The organism is Scardovia inopinata JCM 12537 (assembly GCF_001042695.1).
Lineage (GTDB): Bacteria > Actinomycetota > Actinomycetes > Actinomycetales > Bifidobacteriaceae > Scardovia > Scardovia inopinata.
In genome coordinates this window covers 235,893-253,769 of the sequence record NZ_AP012334.1, presented here as the reverse complement: position 1 = coordinate 253,769, position 17,877 = coordinate 235,893, and the positions used below count along the sequence as shown (strand labels likewise).

Genomic DNA, 17,877 nt, shown 5'->3' with positions numbered 1-17,877 from the left:
TTTACTCTTCCTCGCCTTACCGGCGTGCCTTTTTATCATCTTTCACATGCCCGCGGAATGTGCGCGTTGGAGCGAACTCTCCGAGCTTGTGACCAACCATTGCTTCAGTGACGAATACCGGGACATGAGTCCGACCATTGTGCACAGCAAACGTGTGCCCAATGAAATCAGGGGTAATCATGGAACGACGAGACCAGGTCTTAATAACATCATGGCTGCCGTTGGCATTCTGAGCGTCGACCTTTTTCTGTAAGTGGGCGTCGACGAATGGGCCCTTCTTGATGCTTCGAGTCATCTGTACGACACTTCCTTACTTACGATGCTTTCCAGCAGGACGACGACGAACAATCATCTTGTTGGATGCCTTCTTGGGATGACGAGTACGAACTTCGCCCTTGCCCCACGGGGACACTGGCGGCTTACCGCCGCGTGTACGACCACCATGCGGATGATCAACAGGGTTCATGGACTCACCACGGGTGATGGGCCGCTTGCCCATCCAGCGGGCGCGACCGGCCTTACCCAGCTCCAGATTGGCATGATCGGAGTTGCCGACCTCGCCTACCGTTGCCCGGCAGCGGGCATCCACATTGCGGATCTCGCCCGAAGGCATACGCAGCTGAGCATAGGCCCCATCTTTAGCCACAAGCTGAACAGATGCACCGGCAGAACGGGCAATCTTGGCCCCACCCAGGGGGCGCAGCTCAATGGCATGAACAATGGTACCTGTAGGGATATTGGTGAGAGGGAGGTTATTGCCAGGCTTAATATCGGCCTGGGCACCGGTCTCAATCAGGTCTCCCTGCTTGACTCCCTCAGGAGCAATTATGTAGCGCTTCTCACCGTCTGCATAATTGAGCAGGGCGATGCGGGCTGAACGGTTGGGATCATATTCGATCTGTGCAACCTTGGCCGGCACTCCATCCTTATCCCACCGCTTGAAATCAATGAGACGATACTGACGCTTGTGCCCACCGCCGCGATGACGGCTGGTAATACGACCGTAAGAGTTACGGCCGCCGGTCTTGCTGAGCTTGCGCAGCAAAGACTTCTCAGGGGTGGAACGGGTGATCTCAGAAAAATCAGAGACCGAAGCGTTGCGCCGCCCTGGAGTTGTTGGCTTATATTGACGGATAGCCATAATCTAGTACCTAACTTTCTCGGCTAACCTTTAGTTACCGAAGATATCGATGGTCTGACCCTGAGCAACAGTGACGATGGCCCGCTTCTGGGAAGCCCTGCGGCCAAAACCTGTACGAGTCCGCTGGGTCTTTCCCTGGCGGTTCAGAGTGTTGACGCTTGTTACCTTGACCTTGAAGATCTCTTCAATGGCTTGCTTGATTTCGACCTTGTTGGCGCTGGGATCAACAACAAAGGTGTACTGGCCACGGTCGGAATTGGCATAGCTCTTTTCAGAAACTACAGGTCTGAGGATGATGTCGTGAGCTGTCTTGCGTACTGCTGCCATTGTTAAGCCTCCTTCTGGGACTTGTCATCAGCGGTGAAAGCCTCAAGGCCTTCCTTGGTGAAGACCAGGTCTTCTGCAGTGACAACATCGTATGTATTAAGCTGATCAGCGAAAAGAACATGAACAGTAGGAAGATTGCGGACAGACAACCACTCGTTAATGTTCTCTCGATCGAGAACAACCGTGGTGAACCGCTGAGCCACAACCGGGTTGAGAGCAGCCAGAGCAGACTTGGTGGAAGGCTTATCACCCAGACCAAAGTCGACTACATGTACCCGACCTGCATTGGCACGGTCAGACAGGACATACCGCAAAGCTGCCTGCTTCATCTTCTTGGGAGTACGCTGAGAGTAGTCGCGGGGAACCGGTCCGTGGACAACGGCGCCACCTGCAAACTGAGGAGCACGGATTGAACCCTGACGGGCACGGCCGGTACCCTTCTGCTTCCATGGCTTCTTGCCGCCGCCGGAAATCCGGGCCCGATTCTTAACTGCATGAGTACCCTGACGGGCTGCAGCCAGCTGAGCCACCACTACCTGGTGTACCAGGGGAATATGAGTACGAACTTCGTCCTGAGCAATTCCGAAGATTTCTTCCGGAGCAGTAACGCTTCCGGCTTCTACACCGTCAAGACCTGTTACCTTTAAAGAAACATCAGCCATGGCTTACTCTCCCTTCACTGCAGAACGGACGAGAACGATAGCACCCTTTGGCCCAGGAACAGCTCCCTTAATAGCCAAAATGCCGCTGTCAACATTGGAAGAGACAACAGTCAGACCCTGAGTGGTGTGAGTGTTGTTGCCCATACGTCCAGCCATCCGCTTGCCCTTGAGAATACGGCTGGGGGTTGCACATGCTCCTACAGAACCAGGACGGCGCTCATTCTTGTGAGAACCGTGAGTACGACGGTAGGATTTGAAACCCCACCGCTTAATAGTTCCGGCAAAACCCTTGCCCTTGGTGGTTCCGGTAACATCGACCCGCTGTCCATCAGCGAAAGTGTCTACCGGAAGTTCCTGACCAGGCTCAAAGCTGTCTGCATCTTCTGTGCGAACCTCAACCAGATGACGACGGGGAGTAACGCCGGCCTTAGCAAAGTGACCAGCCAGCGGCTTGGTTACCTTAGTAGGATCGATAGCGCCATACCCGAGCTGAACAGCCTTGTAGCCGTCAGTCTCATCTGTTTTGACTGCGGTGATGATATTAGTAGAGACGTCCACCAGGGTGACAGGAACGAAGAAACCATTGTCGTCCCAGACCTGTGACATTCCGAGCTTTTTGCCCACGAGTGCCTTACGATTGTGATTCGATGACATTTTCTCCCCCCCCTACAGCTTGATCTCAATATTGACATCTGCAGGCAGATCAAGACGCATCAGGGAATCAACTGCCTTAGGAGTTGGATCCACAATATCAATCAGACGCTTATGCGTGCGCATCTCGAAGTGCTCGCGAGAATCCTTATACTTATGAGGAGAACGAATTACTACGAAAACGTTCTTCTCTGTAGGAAGAGGAACCGGGCCCACAACTGTTGCGCCCGCGTTCGTGACCGTCTCGACAATTTTCTTTGCCGACTGGTCAATGACCTCATGGTCATAGGACTTTAGCCTGATGCGGATTTTCTGTCCCGCCATTGCCGTCCGCCCTTTCTGCGATTCGTTACATTACCAACCTGCCAGGAGCACCGAGCAATCCCCTGCACAGCGTGCATGGGTAGGGACCACACCAGTGCGCAGCTTACAATTTATGATTGCATCTGCGCTCGCTTTTCATAATTCAAATTTAAACGAGCCTCAAACAGGCAACTTGTCTATTAAAACATAAACCCTGCCCAAAGTTCCTGAGCGTGTTTTCGCCTCAGATTATTCCCTTCCCTCCTCAGGCCATCCCCTTACTCATCCATCCCTTACCGGTTACCAGGAGATTAAATTACCAGGAGATTAGGTTACCGAAAGACCAGTCAGGTTCCATACGGACCGCAAGATTCGCACAGGAAAGCTACAGGAAGATACAGAAAAGATACATGCAGGCCGCAAGATACATGCAGGCCGGGATCGGATGCAGACAGGTTGTCTGTTTGCTCTCAATCCCGGCCTGATATGTATGACTGATATGTATGATAGGTACCTACATATGTCAGTACATCAGATTCGCATCTGAGATCAGTATCAGGTGTCTTTGCACAGAATTATTTCTGCTTATCTGACTTGCCCTTCTTGGCGCCCCCTTCCCGCTCCTGACGAATCCTGTGGCCTTCAGCCTGGGAAACGCCGTAGTAGGCTCCGATGGCAATATCTTTCATGTCCTCAATCAGGGGGATGCGGGGATTTGCGGGGGTGCATTGATCCTCGTAAGCCCTCATGCCAATACGGTCCAGTTCATCCCAGAAGAAATCTTCGTCGACGCCGCAAGCCTTGAAGTCATGATCCATTCCCAACTTATTGTCCCTGTAATCTTCCAGGGCAGCAGCCAGATTTTCTACTCCTTCTTCTGGAGTATCTGCTTTAATGCCCAGATACCTGGCAATCTGCTGGTACCGTTCGGGAGCTATGTACTTATTGTACTTAGGCCAGGAGGTAGGTTCATCAGGGATGGATCCATTGTAGCGAACCACATAGGGCAGGAGAATGGAGTTAGTCCGGCCATGAGAAATATGGCAGACAGCCCCAATAGTATGAGCCATGGAGTGGCACATACCCAGGAAGGCAGAACCAAAAGCCATACCAGCCATAGTAGCGGCATTATGAACATGTTCTTGGGCATCGGGAGCTTCTGTTCCCTTGAGAACAGCTTCATCCAGATTGTCCCAGAGCAGCTTCATTCCGTGCAGAGCCATAGCATCGGTGAAATCATTGGCATAGCAGGAGACAAAGGCCTCCAGGCAGTGAGTCATGGCATCGAGGCCAGAATCAGAAGCAACCCTGCGGGGCTGAGTCCGGGACAGGACCGGATCTACCACAGCCACAGAAGGAGTCAGAGAATAATCGGTGATTGGATACTTAAAGCCTGTTTCCTTATCGGTGATTACAGCATAGGGAGTGACTTCGGAGCCTGTTCCTGAAGTAGTGGGAATGCAGACCAGCTTGGCCTTGTGCCCCAGCTCAGGCAGGCGGAAAGCCCGCTTGCGAATATCGAAGAACTTCTCACGAATATCCTTGAATTCAATTTCCGGATGCTCATAAAGCAGCCACATAATCTTGGCCGCATCCATGGGAGAACCACCACCAATGGCAATGATGGTATCGGGATGGAAATCTTCCCTCATCATGGCGGCACCACGTTCCACTGTCTGAACCGAAGGCTCCGATTCTACATAATCGATGATGCGCCACTCCACCTTATTCAACCTCATCTGCAACTGATGAATAGCCTTATCAATAATGCCCAGCTGCAGGATGGTCTTGTCGCAGACAAAGCACACCCGGTTGACGCCCACCATATCACGCAGGTAACGGATGGCATTAGGCTCGAAATATGTCTTAGGCGGGACCTTGAACCACTGCATGTTATTGTTCCTCCGTGCAATGCGCTTAATGTTGATAAGGTTGACGGCCTGTACATTGCCGGACACGGAGTTACCACCGTAAGATCCGCATCCCAAGGTGAGAGAGGGAGCAATGGCATTATAAATATCGCCAATGCCTCCCAAGGATGCCGGTGAGTTCCAGATGATGCGGCAGGCGGGCATTCTCAATCCGTACTCATCAACCAGTTCCTTATTGTTGGTGTGGATGGCCGCTGTATGACCCATACCGAATTGAAGCATCTGCTCGCACATATCAAAGGCCTGATCCTTGTCCTTTGCCTTGAGCAGGGCATGAACAGAACTGAGCTTTTCCAGAGTCAGAGGTTCCTGAGTACCCACTTCTGCGCACTCAGCAACGATGATAGTAGTATCGTCAGGCACACTGAATCCCGCCTGGTGAGCAATCCACTGAGGGGATTTGCCTGGGACTACGGAATTGAGTTTGGGCTCAGGAGCGTCCTTGCCTGGGTAAGAAGTTACCCCAAACATGTACTGTTCCAGCCTGGCCTTTTCTTCTGCATTGACAAAGTAGGCCTTACGGCGCTTCATCTCTGTCACCAGGGCAGAATAAATATCTTGGTGAGCAATGATTCCCTGCTCTGTTGCGCAGATCATACCATAATCAAAATGCTTGGACAGGATCAGATCATTGACAGCCCGCACAACATCCACATCTTTATCTACATAGGCAGGGGCATTGCCGGCTCCCACTCCCAGGGCGGGCTTGCCTGAGGTGTAGGCAGCATGAACCATTCCCGGACCGCCTGTTGCCAGGATGGTGGCCACGCCGGGGTGCTTCATCAAGGCTCCAGTCGCCTCGATGGAAGGATGTTCAATCCACTGAATGCAATTCTGTGGAGCACCAGCCGCAATGGCGGCATCACGAACAATCCGCGCAGCCTCTTTGGAGCACTGCTGGGCGTAGGGATGGAAGCCAAAAATAATAGGGCAGCGTGTTTTCAGAGCAATCAGGGATTTGAAGATGACTGTCGAGGTAGGATTGGTGACAGGGGTTACTCCTGCAACCACGCCTACAGGTTCAGCAACTTCGGTAATGCCGTCAACATCACTCTCGCTGATAATGCCTACTGTTCTCTGGTTCATCATGTGATGAGTCACATGTTCACAGGCAAAAATATTCTTGGTAGCCTTGTCTTCTATCAGACCGCGTCCGGTCTCCTCCACAGCCATTTTCGCCAGGGTCAGATGGGCGCTGAGAGCTTCGATAGAAGCTTTTCCTACAATATAGTCAATCTTTTTTTGGTCAAAATCAGCATATTCATCCAGCGCTACCAGCGCCTTGGCAACCAAGTCATCGACTTCTTTTTGTGCTTCGCTCGCCACAGCTTTTTGTGTTTGAGTCACTGTTTCCTTCCTTCGCATCATTGAAAAACAAGTTTCACCGACTTTAAAAGTCTGCCAGCATAATTCTTTTGAGAAGGGAAATATGCAACATGTGAATTACATCACATATCCTCGATAATTTTCCCTGATCGTGTTGACATCCCCTCCTCGCACCAGGACTATCTATACTGGGGATATTTGCTAGGGGTTATCTGTCACAGGAATATCTGTCAGCTTGGGGACTGCGTTTCTTCCAGATCTTTGTAAAGACCCTGCTCTTTCTCTATTATTTGATGTTATTTGATATTAGTTGATGGTAGTTGGCACTTGCTATTTGGCAGTCATTGTTTGTAGTTAAAAATAAAGAATGGTTCTTCAGACGCAGAGTCTGAAGAACCATTCTTGCATCTGCCCGGATCTGTTGACCGGGGCTCATGAAGTTAATGAAAGCTTAACGCTTCGAGTACTGCGAAGCCTTGCGAGCCTTGTGCAAACCAGCCTTCTTGCGCTCCACCACACGGGCATCGCGGGTCAGGAAGCCAGCCTTCTTCAAAGCAGCACGATTAGAATCGCGATCGATGGCGTTCAAAGCACGAGCCACGCCCAAACGGACTGCTCCAGCCTGGCCAGTGACACCGCCACCTTCTACCCGCACCTTCACGTCAAACTTGCCTTCCAGCTTCAAAAGCACAATAGGCGAGTTCACTTCACGCTGCTGCAGGCGGCTGGGGAAGTACTCCTCCAGCTTGCGCCCATTGATAGTCCATTCACCGGTACCAGGAATCAGACGCACGCGGGCGACTGCTTCCTTGCGGCGGCCAGTGCCATAGCCGGGGGCAATGGCAGAGGTACCAGTTCCTGCACCCTGATTGGTTTCAGAGGTAAATACAGTGGTTTCCTCGGTTTCGGTAACCGCGGAGTTTTCGTTATCAGCCATGAGTTGATTCTCCTTTCGGTTCCTACTTAGCCTGCTGAGAGACCTGTTCGATCTCATAGGCTACTGGCTTATTGGGTGTATGGGGGTGCTCGGGTCCACGATAGACACGCAGACGGGTCAGCTGAGTACGGCTGAGCTTGTTCTTTGGCATCATGCCCTTAACGGCAGTCGTAATGATGCGCTCAGGATTGGATTCCAAAAGCTGTGCGTAAGAATCAGCACGCAGACCGGAAGGGTAACCAGAGTGATGGTAGAGATTCTTCTCCAGCTTATTGCCGCTGAGAGAAATCTTCTCTGCGTTAATAACAATCACATAGTTGCCCGAATCCGCATGAGGTGCGAAAGACGGCTTGTTTTTCCCGCGCAGAAGATTTGCAACTGCTACGGACAGGCGACCCAGAACCACATCGGTTGCATCAACAAGATACCATTCGTGGCTCAGGTCCTGTGGCTTTGGTGAAAATGTTTTCACAATATGACCTTTTCTTTTATTGTGTTCCAGTGCCTGCTACAGAAACCTTTGAAAACAAAGGATACTGCTAGCCTGCCATATACTTGTGGGCTCCCTGAAAGTCCTTATGCGAGTGGGAAGCGCTTTGAAGGACCCCGAAGGGAACACAACAATCGACAATACTAACCCATCAAGTCGACAGAATCAAACCGACGCCTCAATGACCAGTAATCAGGCAGACAGACAGCAGCCTGACATAAAGAAGCAGATTACTTTTCTCCATTCATGACCGCCACAAGAGAACGAGCTCGGGGAAGATCAAACAGATCCTCCAGGTAGACCGCATGGCCCTTGTCGTCGGCCAGAGGAATCCGCCAATTGGGATATTCATTATTGGTTCCCGGCTGATTCTGCGCCCGCCTCTCCCCTACAGCATCTACCAAGGCAGCTGCTTTCAGCTTGGAGGGAGAATCCAGCAGGGCCCGGTGCATGGCTTCAACGATCTCCTGCTCATGCACCTTCTCATTCTTTGTGAAGGCCTTATCCAGATACCCGTTGTCCACCAGCATGGACAGAAGCTGCTTATGCTCGTATTCGGCACTGGCCCGGAACTGTTTGGCAGGAACGGTCAACAGCCCCAAATTTTCCCGGATCTTCACATGCTCATAATTCAAATATCCTGCGGTGGGAGGCATATCATGAGTAGTTACACTGGCGAGAGCCATCTGCCTCCACTGTTTGGGAGGAACGAATTCGCCGTCGTACTGCTGATACCACTCAATTACGCATCCCATGAGCCCATGACTCTTGAGGGAGTCGGCCACATAATCGGGGACAACACCTAAATCTTCGCCTACAACCGTCCCCCCTACTCGACTGGCTTCCAGGGCCAGAATGCCCAGCATGATGGAAGAATCATACTGCACATAGGTTCCCTGATCTGCTGTCCTGCCTTCAGGAATCCACCAGAGGCGGAAAAGACCTAGAATATGATCAATACGAACAGCTCCGGCCTTGGCAAAGATGCCAGCCACCATCGTGCGATAGGTGGCATAGCCTGTCTCTTCCAGGTTAACCGGATTCAGCGGAGGCTGGCTCCAGTCCTGCCCCTGCTGGTTGAACATGTCAGGAGGGGCACCGACGGTCGCACCGCTGGCAAAGCGCTCCGGATTCCACCAGACTTCAGCCCCCTGAGGGTGCACACCCACAGCCATGTCGCTCATAATGCCAATCTTCATCCCTGCCTGCTGGGCCGCCTTCTGGGCAACGGCCAGCTGGCTGGTTGCAATCCACTCCATCCACTTGTAGAATTCCAAGCTCTGAGAATTCTGGGCACGAAGATTCTTGACCTCGGCTGAATCTTTGTTCAAAGTCTTTTCCCAGCAGTCGGGACTGGAGGTTGGAGCCCCCCATTTGTCATAAGCAAGACACCAGGTGGCATACGCTTCCAAATCTTCGCCTTCCCGGGAGCAATAATCCTCAAACTCCTTTTGACGCCCAGCAGAACGCTCTGCCTGGAAAATAGTCCACAGGGCCTGACGCTTTTTATCCCACATGGCATCGCGGTCAATCCGGTTAGGATTCTCATTCAGGATTTTGGCCTGATCATGCAGATTCTCCACAGCCGCCTTATCTGCCTGTGTGAGGGATTGATATTCTGCAATATCCTCCGGACGGGTATAAGTAAAGTTAATAAATCTGCGGGAAATAGGCAGGTAGGGAGAAGGAGTCAGGGGAGAAATGGGTTCAGCCGCGTGAACAGGGTTGATCAGAATGAAGTCTGCTCCTGTCTTCTTCTTGGCATCAACTAGCATATTTTTCAAATCGTCGAAGTCTCCCACTCCCCAGGAGTCTTCTGATCTGACCGAGTAAAGCTGAGCCATCCAGCCCCACAGACTGCCATCCTTGAGAGGATCAATCAGATCGATTTTCTCAGGAACACTGATCAGGTGAGCAACCGTATCATGGCCGTCAACTGAAACAATCAGGCTGTGATATCCCAGAGGAAGGTCAGACGGGATCACAGCATAAACGGTGTTTGGCTCCTCCTCGGTGCTCAGATCAAGCTTGGCTCCATCCTGGTAAAGACTGCCGTCTTCCAACCTGATGGTAACTGCCATCGTGTTCTGGGGACTGACATGGAGGGGGACCTTGCTGTCCATTCCGGCCACATGAAGGACAGTGGGCTTCACCAGACGCCTCTGATCATCATCCAGCTTACTGCGTAAGGCTTTCGCTGCCTTTGCTTCAGTGGAGGCATCCACATTCAGGGCTTTAAGCACCTCGATCAGGACCTGATCACTAATTTCATTAAATTCACCCGTTTGCCCGGTATACGCCGTTGCAACACCATAGGCATGGGCTAACTGGATAAGTGTGCGGCTGCTTCGCTCGCTACTTTCCTTCATTTTCACTTTTTTTTTGGTATTTCTCTTCGTTGTCATAATTCAAGAATATCCCAATAAGAAGGCGACATGCGCATGGTCTAATAAATTATTTTCCTGTCCTAGCACTTTCGGCAGCATGACGCACATCATCAACCGGATCCTGAGCCAAATCAGCCAGGAGAGCTGCTGAGGCATGAGGATTCAAGGCCGCAGCCCGGCGAACCATGGCAGATAGAATCAGGTCTTTGCCTGCATCCTGGCCAGTGCCCAAAGTTCCCAGATAATCCAAAACCTGGCTGCCTGTCCGCGGATCCTGGGCCCCCTCCAGCCTCATCTTCCAGGAAGCCCGGGGATTCATGAGGGCCGCATCCCTCACCTGGGCCTGGTCATCTTTTGTCAGCCGCCCTACCAGCCAATCCTTGGCATTAGTGTTGGAAGCTACTGCCGCCCTGACAGCTGGGTCCGGATCAGTAGATAATTTAACCAAAATATTGGGGAAAGGCATAGTAGTCGCAAGGAAAATTCTGTCTTCTACCGGTGTACTCACATTGCCTGCCACCGCCTCCAGCAAAGCCGTAGCCCGAGAAAAAGCAGCTCCGTCTGACCGGTCGGGAAGAGGACGGCGTGCCTGGCTGCTGAGCATTTTCCTGTCCTTCGAATGACGGAGACGTTCGTAGGTAGCAGTAAGCGGTTCCTGAGCCTGCGTCTCTTCTTCGGATTTCTTTGCCCCTAGCCGGGAATCTGTATGTTCCATCCCTGTCTGTGCTTTCCCTGTCTGTGCTTTTTGTATATCTTCGGTTGCAGTGTCCGTCTTATTCTGATCCATACCGCTAGATTATTGCTTCAAGGGGACGGTCAGGCTGCTGTCGCCCAGACGGCGGGGCAGAACAGTATGAGGAAAGGCACTGTTACAGAGCTGAATGAAGGAGGACTGGCCGTCAGGAGGGTCAGGGACAACGACAATCAGACTGACCTTATCGGTAAAGGACTCAGATCTGACCTCTCCCCTGCAGGTTTTTACCAGATTAATCAGGGGTTGATAGTCCCGGTATGCAAGAGTCAGGGAATAATCAACAGCAGGAACAATCTCTGCCAGTCTGCCTGCTTCAAGAGCCAGGGATGCAGCAGCCGAATAAGCCCTGGTCAAGCCCCCGGTTCCCAGAAGAATTCCGCCAAAGTATCGGCTGACTACCACCACAGTCTGACTGATTTCCCTGTGCCTGAGCAGGTTGAGAATAGGACGGCCAGCTGTTCCGGCCGGCTCCCCGTCATCACTCATTCTTTCAGATAAGTTGCTGGGGCTGGTTCCGGCAACAGCGGCAAAGGCATGGTGCCGGGCCTTCGGATGAGCCTGCCTCATGCTTTCCAAAAAATCAGCCGCCTGATCCAGACTGTCGCAATGAGCGGCAGCCCCTATAAAAACTGACTTTTTTTCTTCGTACTCCTGCAGGCTCGGATCTGAAGCCTGGTTCACCATGGTTAACATCAGGCGGTCTGGGTTTTGTTGCTGTCGGTCTTGCCAGATCCGGTAAAGGAAGGGATCAGGGTCCCGATCATGGACGGTAGCAAAACTCCCATCAAATCTTTGACTGCTGTATAAATCATGCTTCTTTCATCTGGGTCTGTTTTTTTAATCGCATCTCGGATCTTGGGCCAGGCCTGAGAAAAATTCCCGGTCAGCTCATTAATGTTGTCATACCCGCTGGCTCGCAGGGCAGCGTATACATGATTGACTATGCTCTGCCGTTTATCCACAGGTATTCCTTTAGTCCAGGTACGGATAGAGTCTGCCATGGCCTGAGCTTTGGAATCGATCCGGCTTCCCGGTTTAAAATCTCCCTCCTCAACCAGCCAGTTGAGACAGTAATGCTGATTAATACCAGACACACTGCAGGCAACAAGACTATAGTCTGGTTCCGGGTAGAGGAGCTGCCCAATTAAGCTGAATTCAGGGCAGGTCTTGTCCTCCTTGTCCTTGATTGCCTGCCAACCTGGTTGCTGGTAGAAATCAGGCCAAAAGCCAGGACCGTCATGGGAATACACACCAAGAATCCTGGCCTGGATGGCCTGCGAAGCATTAGCTGCGGCATACACAGCCATATTTCCGCCCTTGGAATGTCCTCCCAGGCGAAGAGGACGGCCGGACTTCCCCGCTACTGCAGTCAGATAAGCCAAGGCTTCGTTTTGAGACGGTATAACCTTGTGATAGGTCATCTCAAAATCTTCCTTCCATCCCACAAGACTGGCTTCCGTCCCTCTGAAAGACAGGTACTCGGTTCCGTCAGGCAGAAGAAAGGTGACTGCCCCAAACTGCTGCTCTTCGTTATGCGCCTCAGTTTGATTCTGCAGATAATACCCTATTTGGATTCCCCGATACCTGGGCGACTGGCAAATGGCTTCCAGAGCCCGGCGGTAATTATTTCCCTCTGTCTCATCACCGAACATAGCAGGAAAATTTTCAGCCAGCATAATCTGACGAAGATCGAGAAAATTTTCTGAGTCATCCGGGATCTGCTCCTTCTGCTGGCCAGGATCAGCCTTGTGCCAGGGCAGCTTCTGCCGAATCCGCCTGAAGAAACTGCCAGGATTGGCCTTGTCGGGGGCGGGAGAATCAGAAGGATCCTGAGCAGGGGCAGACGAGGCCTTGCCGGTAAACTCAGGCAGATCGAGAGTAGAAAGGGGACCGTGGTAGTGAACATACGCCAGGTAGGAAAAAAGAAGAGAGTCCACACGATTAAAGGGCCGCTGATCGAATGTATCGAACATGGTCTGCGCGTAAGAAATAATATCAGCCATGGCCCTCCTAAAATTTCTCAAATAATTTTCTCGAGGTCTGCATAATGTTCTTAAAATCTTCGCCGCCGGTATGCGGCTTTCTCATTCTACCCCCATCATAGGGCACCGAGGGGCATTAAGCTGCACACCTCTGAAGAAAAAACTCCCTGCCTGTTGCAGGGCCCCCAGGGGCTTGCTAGCTTGCTAGGGGGTTTAGGTTTCTGGGGCTTCCTGGCCTTTAGCCTTCGGGTTCCATAAAAACGGTCCTAGGTTTGGCCTGGTTGCCCTGCCAGGGTTCCAATAAAGCAACCAACCTAAGATCATGGGAGGAATCACGAGACGAATCATGGGCTGGATCATAGGCTGCGAGAGCAGCGGTTAGGCCCGTCACAGGCAGGGGAAGAATTCTTCCATGCCGGACAGCCTCCACCTGATCAGCAGACAGCGTAATCCAGGGCAGGGTCAGGGCAGCTGCCTGGGCAGGACTGTAAAAATAGGGACCATCCGGCAGACAGGGGTCAAAAACAACCCTTGGCCTACAGACTTTCTCCCCCGTCCTCCTGGTAAAAGTTCGAACGGTCGTGGAAGCCGTTAAAGCCCCCTGATCCAGGCTGAATTTGCCAATCCTGGTCCGTCTCAGCATAGTCAGATGGGCACCGCAGCCAAGGATTTTCCCCAGATCACGGCCCAGGGCACGAATATAGGTTCCTGATGAGCAGGTGATAGTAGCAGCCACATCAATCACAGGCCAGGCAGGAACAGAGTCAGTCTGACCGGGCCTGATGTCATGTATGGTAAAGTCGCTGATGGTAACCTTGCGGGACGCGAGCTGAACTTCCCTCCCCTGTCGGGCAAGATCGTACGCCCTCTGTCCCCTGACCTTAATGGCAGAGTAGGAGCTGGGAACCTGATCAATGGTGCCGGTCAGGCGCGAGCTGGCTTCCTGGATTATCCGATCAGTCAAGGAGGAAACAGGACCCTGGGAGACGACGCTTCCTTCTGCATCATCGGTAGTGGTTGCCTGTCCCAAACGGATGACTGTCTGATAGGTCTTATCAGCTCTGGTAATAAGGCTGAGCAGACGAGTTGCCTTCCCATACCCCAGGATTAAAAGCCCTGTTGCCATAGGATCCAGGGTGCCGGCATGACCAACATGCCTGGTGCCCAGCAAAGACCGGGCTGCTGCAACCACATCGTGGCTGGTGACCCCCTGGGGTTTATCGACCAGGAGAATGCCGGACTTATTTTTCAGCCTGAGTGGCGCTGTTGGCATCATTATCAGAATCAGAGTAGCTGGAGGAAGAGTCCCTGTCAGCAGGGTCAGCACCGTACTTATCAGCACCGTACTTATCATTACCGCGCTGACTATGCTGATCATCATCGTGCTTATAGGGATCAGGATCGCCGGCATAATGCGCTGCTTGTCGTAATTTCTCCAGTTCCTTGTCCCTCTTCCTGGCCACCGCTAAAACATCTTCTACTTCAGTAGCCTGGGCAGGCACCTGATCAAAAATAAATTCCAGCTGCGGCGTCAGTCTCAGTCCGGTAGACCGGCCCACCAGGGTCCTGAGATGGCCACTCGCCTGTTTCAGGGCAGCAGCTGCCCGCTTACGCTCCCCTTGAGCACGACCTTCATCCCCCAGCTGGGTCCAGTAAATTCGGGCAATCTGCATATCATTGGTGACCCTCACTTCCGTGATAGTCACGCTCTTGAGCCGGGGATCGTGAAGGTCGGTTGCCACAGCCGTGGCAACCACTCTCTGAATAACGCCGGCAATTCTGGCGGAGCGGGGATTCGTTCTGGCCATTATTGACGCTTAACCTCCTGCATTTCGAAGGTTTCAATAATATCTCCCACCTCAATGTCGTTGAAGGTGCCCAGATTGATACCGGCCTCATAACCTTCGGCCACTTCCTGGACATCGTCCTTAAAGCGCCGCAGGGAGGTAATCTCCAGATCGTTGACAGTAACAATACCGTTGCGCATAATCCGGGCTTTGGTACCTCTTTTGACCGTGCCGTCTTGGACCATAACGCCGGCAATATTGCCCAGCTTGGAGGAACGGAAGATTTCACGAATCTCGCTGTGGGAAGTGACGACTTCCTCAAACTCAGGCTTGAGCATACCCTTCAGGGAGGCTTCAATCTCTTCAATCGCCTGATAGATGACTGAGTAGTAGCGGACTTCCACCCCCTCGCGCTCTGCCAGGTCGGAAACCTGACGGCTGGGTCTGACGTTGAAACCAATGATCACAGCCTTGTCAACTGTTGCCAAATTGACATCATTCTGGGTAATGGCACCCACACCCCGGTGGATTACCTGAATACCAACTTCATCGGAAACATCAATCTTCATCAGAGAATCTTCCAAAGCTTCCACAGAACCGGAGGAATCGCCCTTGATGATCACATTCAGCATATCAATCTCAGACTTGGCAAACTGCTCCTTGAGATTCTCCAGGGAAACCCTCTTATGACGGCGGGCCAGCTGGGCGGCACGCTCTGCTGCCTCCCGCTTTTCCGCAATCTGGCGGGCTGAACGGTCGTCAGGAGCAACCAGGAAAAGATCGCCGGCAGAGGGAACCGAAGTCAAACCAAGCACGGCAACAGGAGTTGACGGAGGAGCAGCTTCAAGGTTCTGCCCATTTTCATCCAGCATGGCACGAACACGGCCATAGGAAGTTCCCGCCACAATAGCATCACCAATGTGAAGCGTTCCCTGCTGAACCAGGACCGTAGCCACAGCACCGCGGCCCTTATCAAGCCGGGCTTCCACAGTAGCTCCACGGGCAGGAGCATGAGGATTGGCCCTCAGGTCCAAGGTTGCATCAGCAGTCAGAAGAACGGCTTCCAGAAGTTTGTCAATATTGGTCCCCTGCTTGGCTGAAATATCCACAAACATGGTATCTCCGCCGTATTCTTCAGGAACCAGACCATACTCAGTCAGCTGGCCCCGGACTTTCTCCGGATTAGCCCCCTCCACATCAATTTTATTGACAGCAACCACAATGGGCACATGAGCTGCCTGGGCATGGTTGATAGCTTCCACTGTCTGAGGCATAACGCCGTCGTCAGCAGCCACTACCAGAATTGCCACATCTGTCAGCTCAGCACCGCGGGCGCGCATGGCCGTGAAGGCCTCATGTCCTGGGGTATCGAGGAAGGTTATAGGCCGGTCCATGTCATTGAGTTTGACATGAATCTGGTAGGCACCAATACGCTGGGTAATGCCACCGGCTTCATGGCTGGATACATTGGTCTGCCGAATGGTGTCCAAAAGCCGGGTCTTACCATGATCTACATGTCCCATCACCGTTACTACCGGAGGACGGGCAGTTAGATCTTCATCACTATCTTCCTGATCAAGATCAATATCAAACTGTTGAAGCAGGGCCTTATCTTCCTCTTCAGCAGAAACGATCTGAATCTTCCAGCCGATTTCATCGCCTAAAATCTGGAAGGTCGATTCATCAAGAGACTGGGTAGCCGTAGCCATTTCTCCCAGGTGGAAAAGAACTGTTACCAGGGAGGCAGTAGGAACGTTAATCTTGTCTGCCAGATCTGACAGGGTAGCCCCCTGCTGGAGGCGGACGACCTGCCCATTACCGGAAGGAATCCGGACACCGCCAATAACTGGCGCCTTCATATCCTCGTATTCCTGGCGCTGACGCTGGCGTGCTGCCTTACGAGCCTTAGAAGATTTACCTCCCTGACGGCCAAAAGCACCGGCTGTGCCTCCGCGGCCACCACGACCACGTCCACCGGCCGGGCGTGAAGGAGCACCTGCTCCCGGTCCGTTTCCAGGGGCTGCAGCTCCGAAACGACCGGGCCTACCGCCCTCAGCTCCGTTCCCGCCTGCCTGCCTGCTCCAGCGGGACAGGGCTTCCTGCCCGGAAGAATGACTGTTCCGTCCTGGACGCGGCCCCTGGCCTTGTCCCTGACCCTGTCCAGGGCGACCGCCCTTGCCGGAACGGTTTCCGCTGCGTCCACTCAGCTGATTGGACGCGAATCCCTGGCCTCCGCGGCCGCCACGACCACGTCCCCCTCTGCCGCCTTCGGCTCCCGCCCGGTTCCTGGCACCAGGACGGTTCATGGGGTGAGGACGGGGAATATCTCCAGGGGTAGGCGTACCCATCCGTTGCTTGCTCATAAAAGGATTATTCCCCGGGCGGGGAGTGCCGGGCTTATGGGGATGCGGCGGGTTCACATGCTGAGGCTGAGAGCCGCCTTCAATCCCTGATGCTGTCTGACGATGGTTCTGCTGACCCTGAGAAAGTGTATGCCGGTCCTGATTCCCCTTACCTGGCCTTTGCTGGCCAGACCGGGTTGACCCCCCCTGATGTCTGTGAGAATGTGAATCTTCCTCAGCCTTATTGACAGTGGCCTGGGCGGAGGGATTCACCGAGGACATCGCTGCCCTCATAGTGGCTGTACGGGGATTGGGACCATCGGCATGATGACCCTGAGCATGAGGCTGGTTTGTCTTCTGCCTCTGGGCCTGCCCCTGCTCCCCGGCATGACTAGCAGCCTGACTATTAGTCATGCCGCTGCCAGCAGCCCCTTCCTGGTGAGCTTGACGAGGTCCAGTCGCCTGTTTCTTGCCCTGATCAGATTTCTTGACCGCTGAATCGGTCTTTGCAAAAGCATTCTTTATTTTCCGAACCACAGGTGCTTCCACTGTGGATGAGGCAGACTTGACGAACTCGCCCATATCTTTGAGCTTATTCAAAACGTCTTTACTGCTTACGCCAAGTTCTTTGGCCAAATCGTACACGCGTGCTTTAGGCACTCATATCTCCTATCTATGGCCGCGCGCACGTTTGCGGCGGCATTATATGATACGGCTTGTAAGTTTCCGTCTCATCGTGCGACCATATTCTTTACCATGACTTTCCGGCTGTTTGCCTTACGTCAGTTTACTTTACAGCATCCCTTAGAAGAGAAATCAGCAGACTTTCGCCCAGGGACAGAGAGGATTCTGTCTCT

General features: G+C 52.8%; 16 protein-coding genes. All 16 read right to left on the bottom strand.

Features of this window, described 5'->3' with window-relative positions:
• Positions 1-16 precede the first annotated feature (16 nt).
• The gene (gene rpsS / locus SCIP_RS00975) at positions 17-295 is read right to left on the bottom strand and encodes a 30S ribosomal protein S19 (protein ID WP_006292627.1); all 279 of its coding nucleotides are present in this window, start codon (positions 293-295) and stop codon (positions 17-19) included.
• A gap of 15 nt (positions 296-310) precedes the next feature.
• The gene (gene rplB, locus SCIP_RS00970; RefSeq protein ID WP_006292626.1) at positions 311-1,141 is read right to left on the bottom strand and encodes a 50S ribosomal protein L2; all 831 of its coding nucleotides are present in this window, start codon (positions 1,139-1,141) and stop codon (positions 311-313) included.
• A 30-nt stretch (positions 1,142-1,171) separates the two neighbouring features.
• Positions 1,172-1,468, bottom strand: a complete 297-nt coding sequence (gene rplW / locus SCIP_RS00965) for a 50S ribosomal protein L23 (protein WP_006292625.1) — start codon at positions 1,466-1,468, stop codon at positions 1,172-1,174.
• Between the two features lie 2 nt (positions 1,469-1,470).
• Entirely contained in the window at positions 1,471-2,130 is a 660-nt protein-coding gene (gene rplD, locus SCIP_RS00960; RefSeq protein WP_006292624.1) for a 50S ribosomal protein L4, read from the bottom strand.
• 3 nt (positions 2,131-2,133) lie between these two features.
• A complete protein-coding gene (gene rplC, locus SCIP_RS00955; protein WP_006292623.1) occupies positions 2,134-2,784 on the bottom strand; it encodes a 50S ribosomal protein L3 in 651 nt (216 codons plus the stop codon).
• A gap of 12 nt (positions 2,785-2,796) precedes the next feature.
• Positions 2,797-3,105 carry a 30S ribosomal protein S10 gene (rpsJ, locus tag SCIP_RS00950; protein WP_006288664.1) on the bottom strand — a complete coding sequence of 103 codons (309 nt, stop codon included), beginning with the start codon at positions 3,103-3,105 and terminating at the stop codon, positions 2,797-2,799.
• A 554-nt stretch (positions 3,106-3,659) separates the two neighbouring features.
• On the bottom strand, positions 3,660-6,383 hold the full coding sequence (gene adhE / locus SCIP_RS00945; RefSeq protein WP_006292622.1) for a bifunctional acetaldehyde-CoA/alcohol dehydrogenase: 2,724 nt from the start codon (positions 6,381-6,383) through the stop codon (positions 3,660-3,662).
• A 409-nt stretch (positions 6,384-6,792) separates the two neighbouring features.
• A complete protein-coding gene (rpsI, locus tag SCIP_RS00940) occupies positions 6,793-7,278 on the bottom strand; it encodes a 30S ribosomal protein S9 (protein WP_006292621.1) in 486 nt (161 codons plus the stop codon).
• A gap of 22 nt (positions 7,279-7,300) precedes the next feature.
• On the bottom strand, positions 7,301-7,750 hold the full coding sequence (gene rplM / locus SCIP_RS00935) for a 50S ribosomal protein L13 (RefSeq protein WP_040590419.1): 450 nt from the start codon (positions 7,748-7,750) through the stop codon (positions 7,301-7,303).
• 248 nt (positions 7,751-7,998) lie between these two features.
• Positions 7,999-10,173, bottom strand: a complete 2,175-nt coding sequence (gene malQ, locus SCIP_RS00930) for a 4-alpha-glucanotransferase (RefSeq protein WP_006292619.1) — start codon at positions 10,171-10,173, stop codon at positions 7,999-8,001.
• A gap of 49 nt (positions 10,174-10,222) precedes the next feature.
• The gene (locus tag SCIP_RS00925) at positions 10,223-10,942 is read right to left on the bottom strand and encodes a hypothetical protein (RefSeq protein WP_006292618.1); all 720 of its coding nucleotides are present in this window, start codon (positions 10,940-10,942) and stop codon (positions 10,223-10,225) included.
• Positions 10,943-10,951: 9 nt separating this feature from the next.
• Positions 10,952-11,593 carry an IMPACT family protein gene (locus SCIP_RS00920; protein ID WP_006292617.1) on the bottom strand — a complete coding sequence of 214 codons (642 nt, stop codon included), beginning with the start codon at positions 11,591-11,593 and terminating at the stop codon, positions 10,952-10,954.
• 8 nt (positions 11,594-11,601) lie between these two features.
• Positions 11,602-12,912, bottom strand: coding sequence for an Mbeg1-like protein (locus SCIP_RS00915; RefSeq protein WP_006292616.1), 1,311 nt, complete (start codon positions 12,910-12,912; stop codon positions 11,602-11,604).
• Between the two features lie 217 nt (positions 12,913-13,129).
• Positions 13,130-14,164, bottom strand: coding sequence for a tRNA pseudouridine(55) synthase TruB (gene truB, locus SCIP_RS00910; RefSeq protein WP_040590415.1), 1,035 nt, complete (start codon positions 14,162-14,164; stop codon positions 13,130-13,132).
• Positions 14,133-14,699: a 30S ribosome-binding factor RbfA gene (gene rbfA / locus SCIP_RS00905; protein WP_006292614.1), complete on the bottom strand. Its 567-nt coding sequence runs from the start codon at positions 14,697-14,699 to the stop codon at positions 14,133-14,135. Before rbfA ends, truB begins: the two co-directional genes overlap by 32 nt.
• Entirely contained in the window at positions 14,699-17,680 is a 2,982-nt protein-coding gene (gene infB / locus SCIP_RS00900) for a translation initiation factor IF-2 (protein WP_006292613.1), read from the bottom strand. Before infB ends, rbfA begins: the two co-directional genes overlap by 1 nt.
• Positions 17,681-17,877 lie beyond the last annotated feature (197 nt).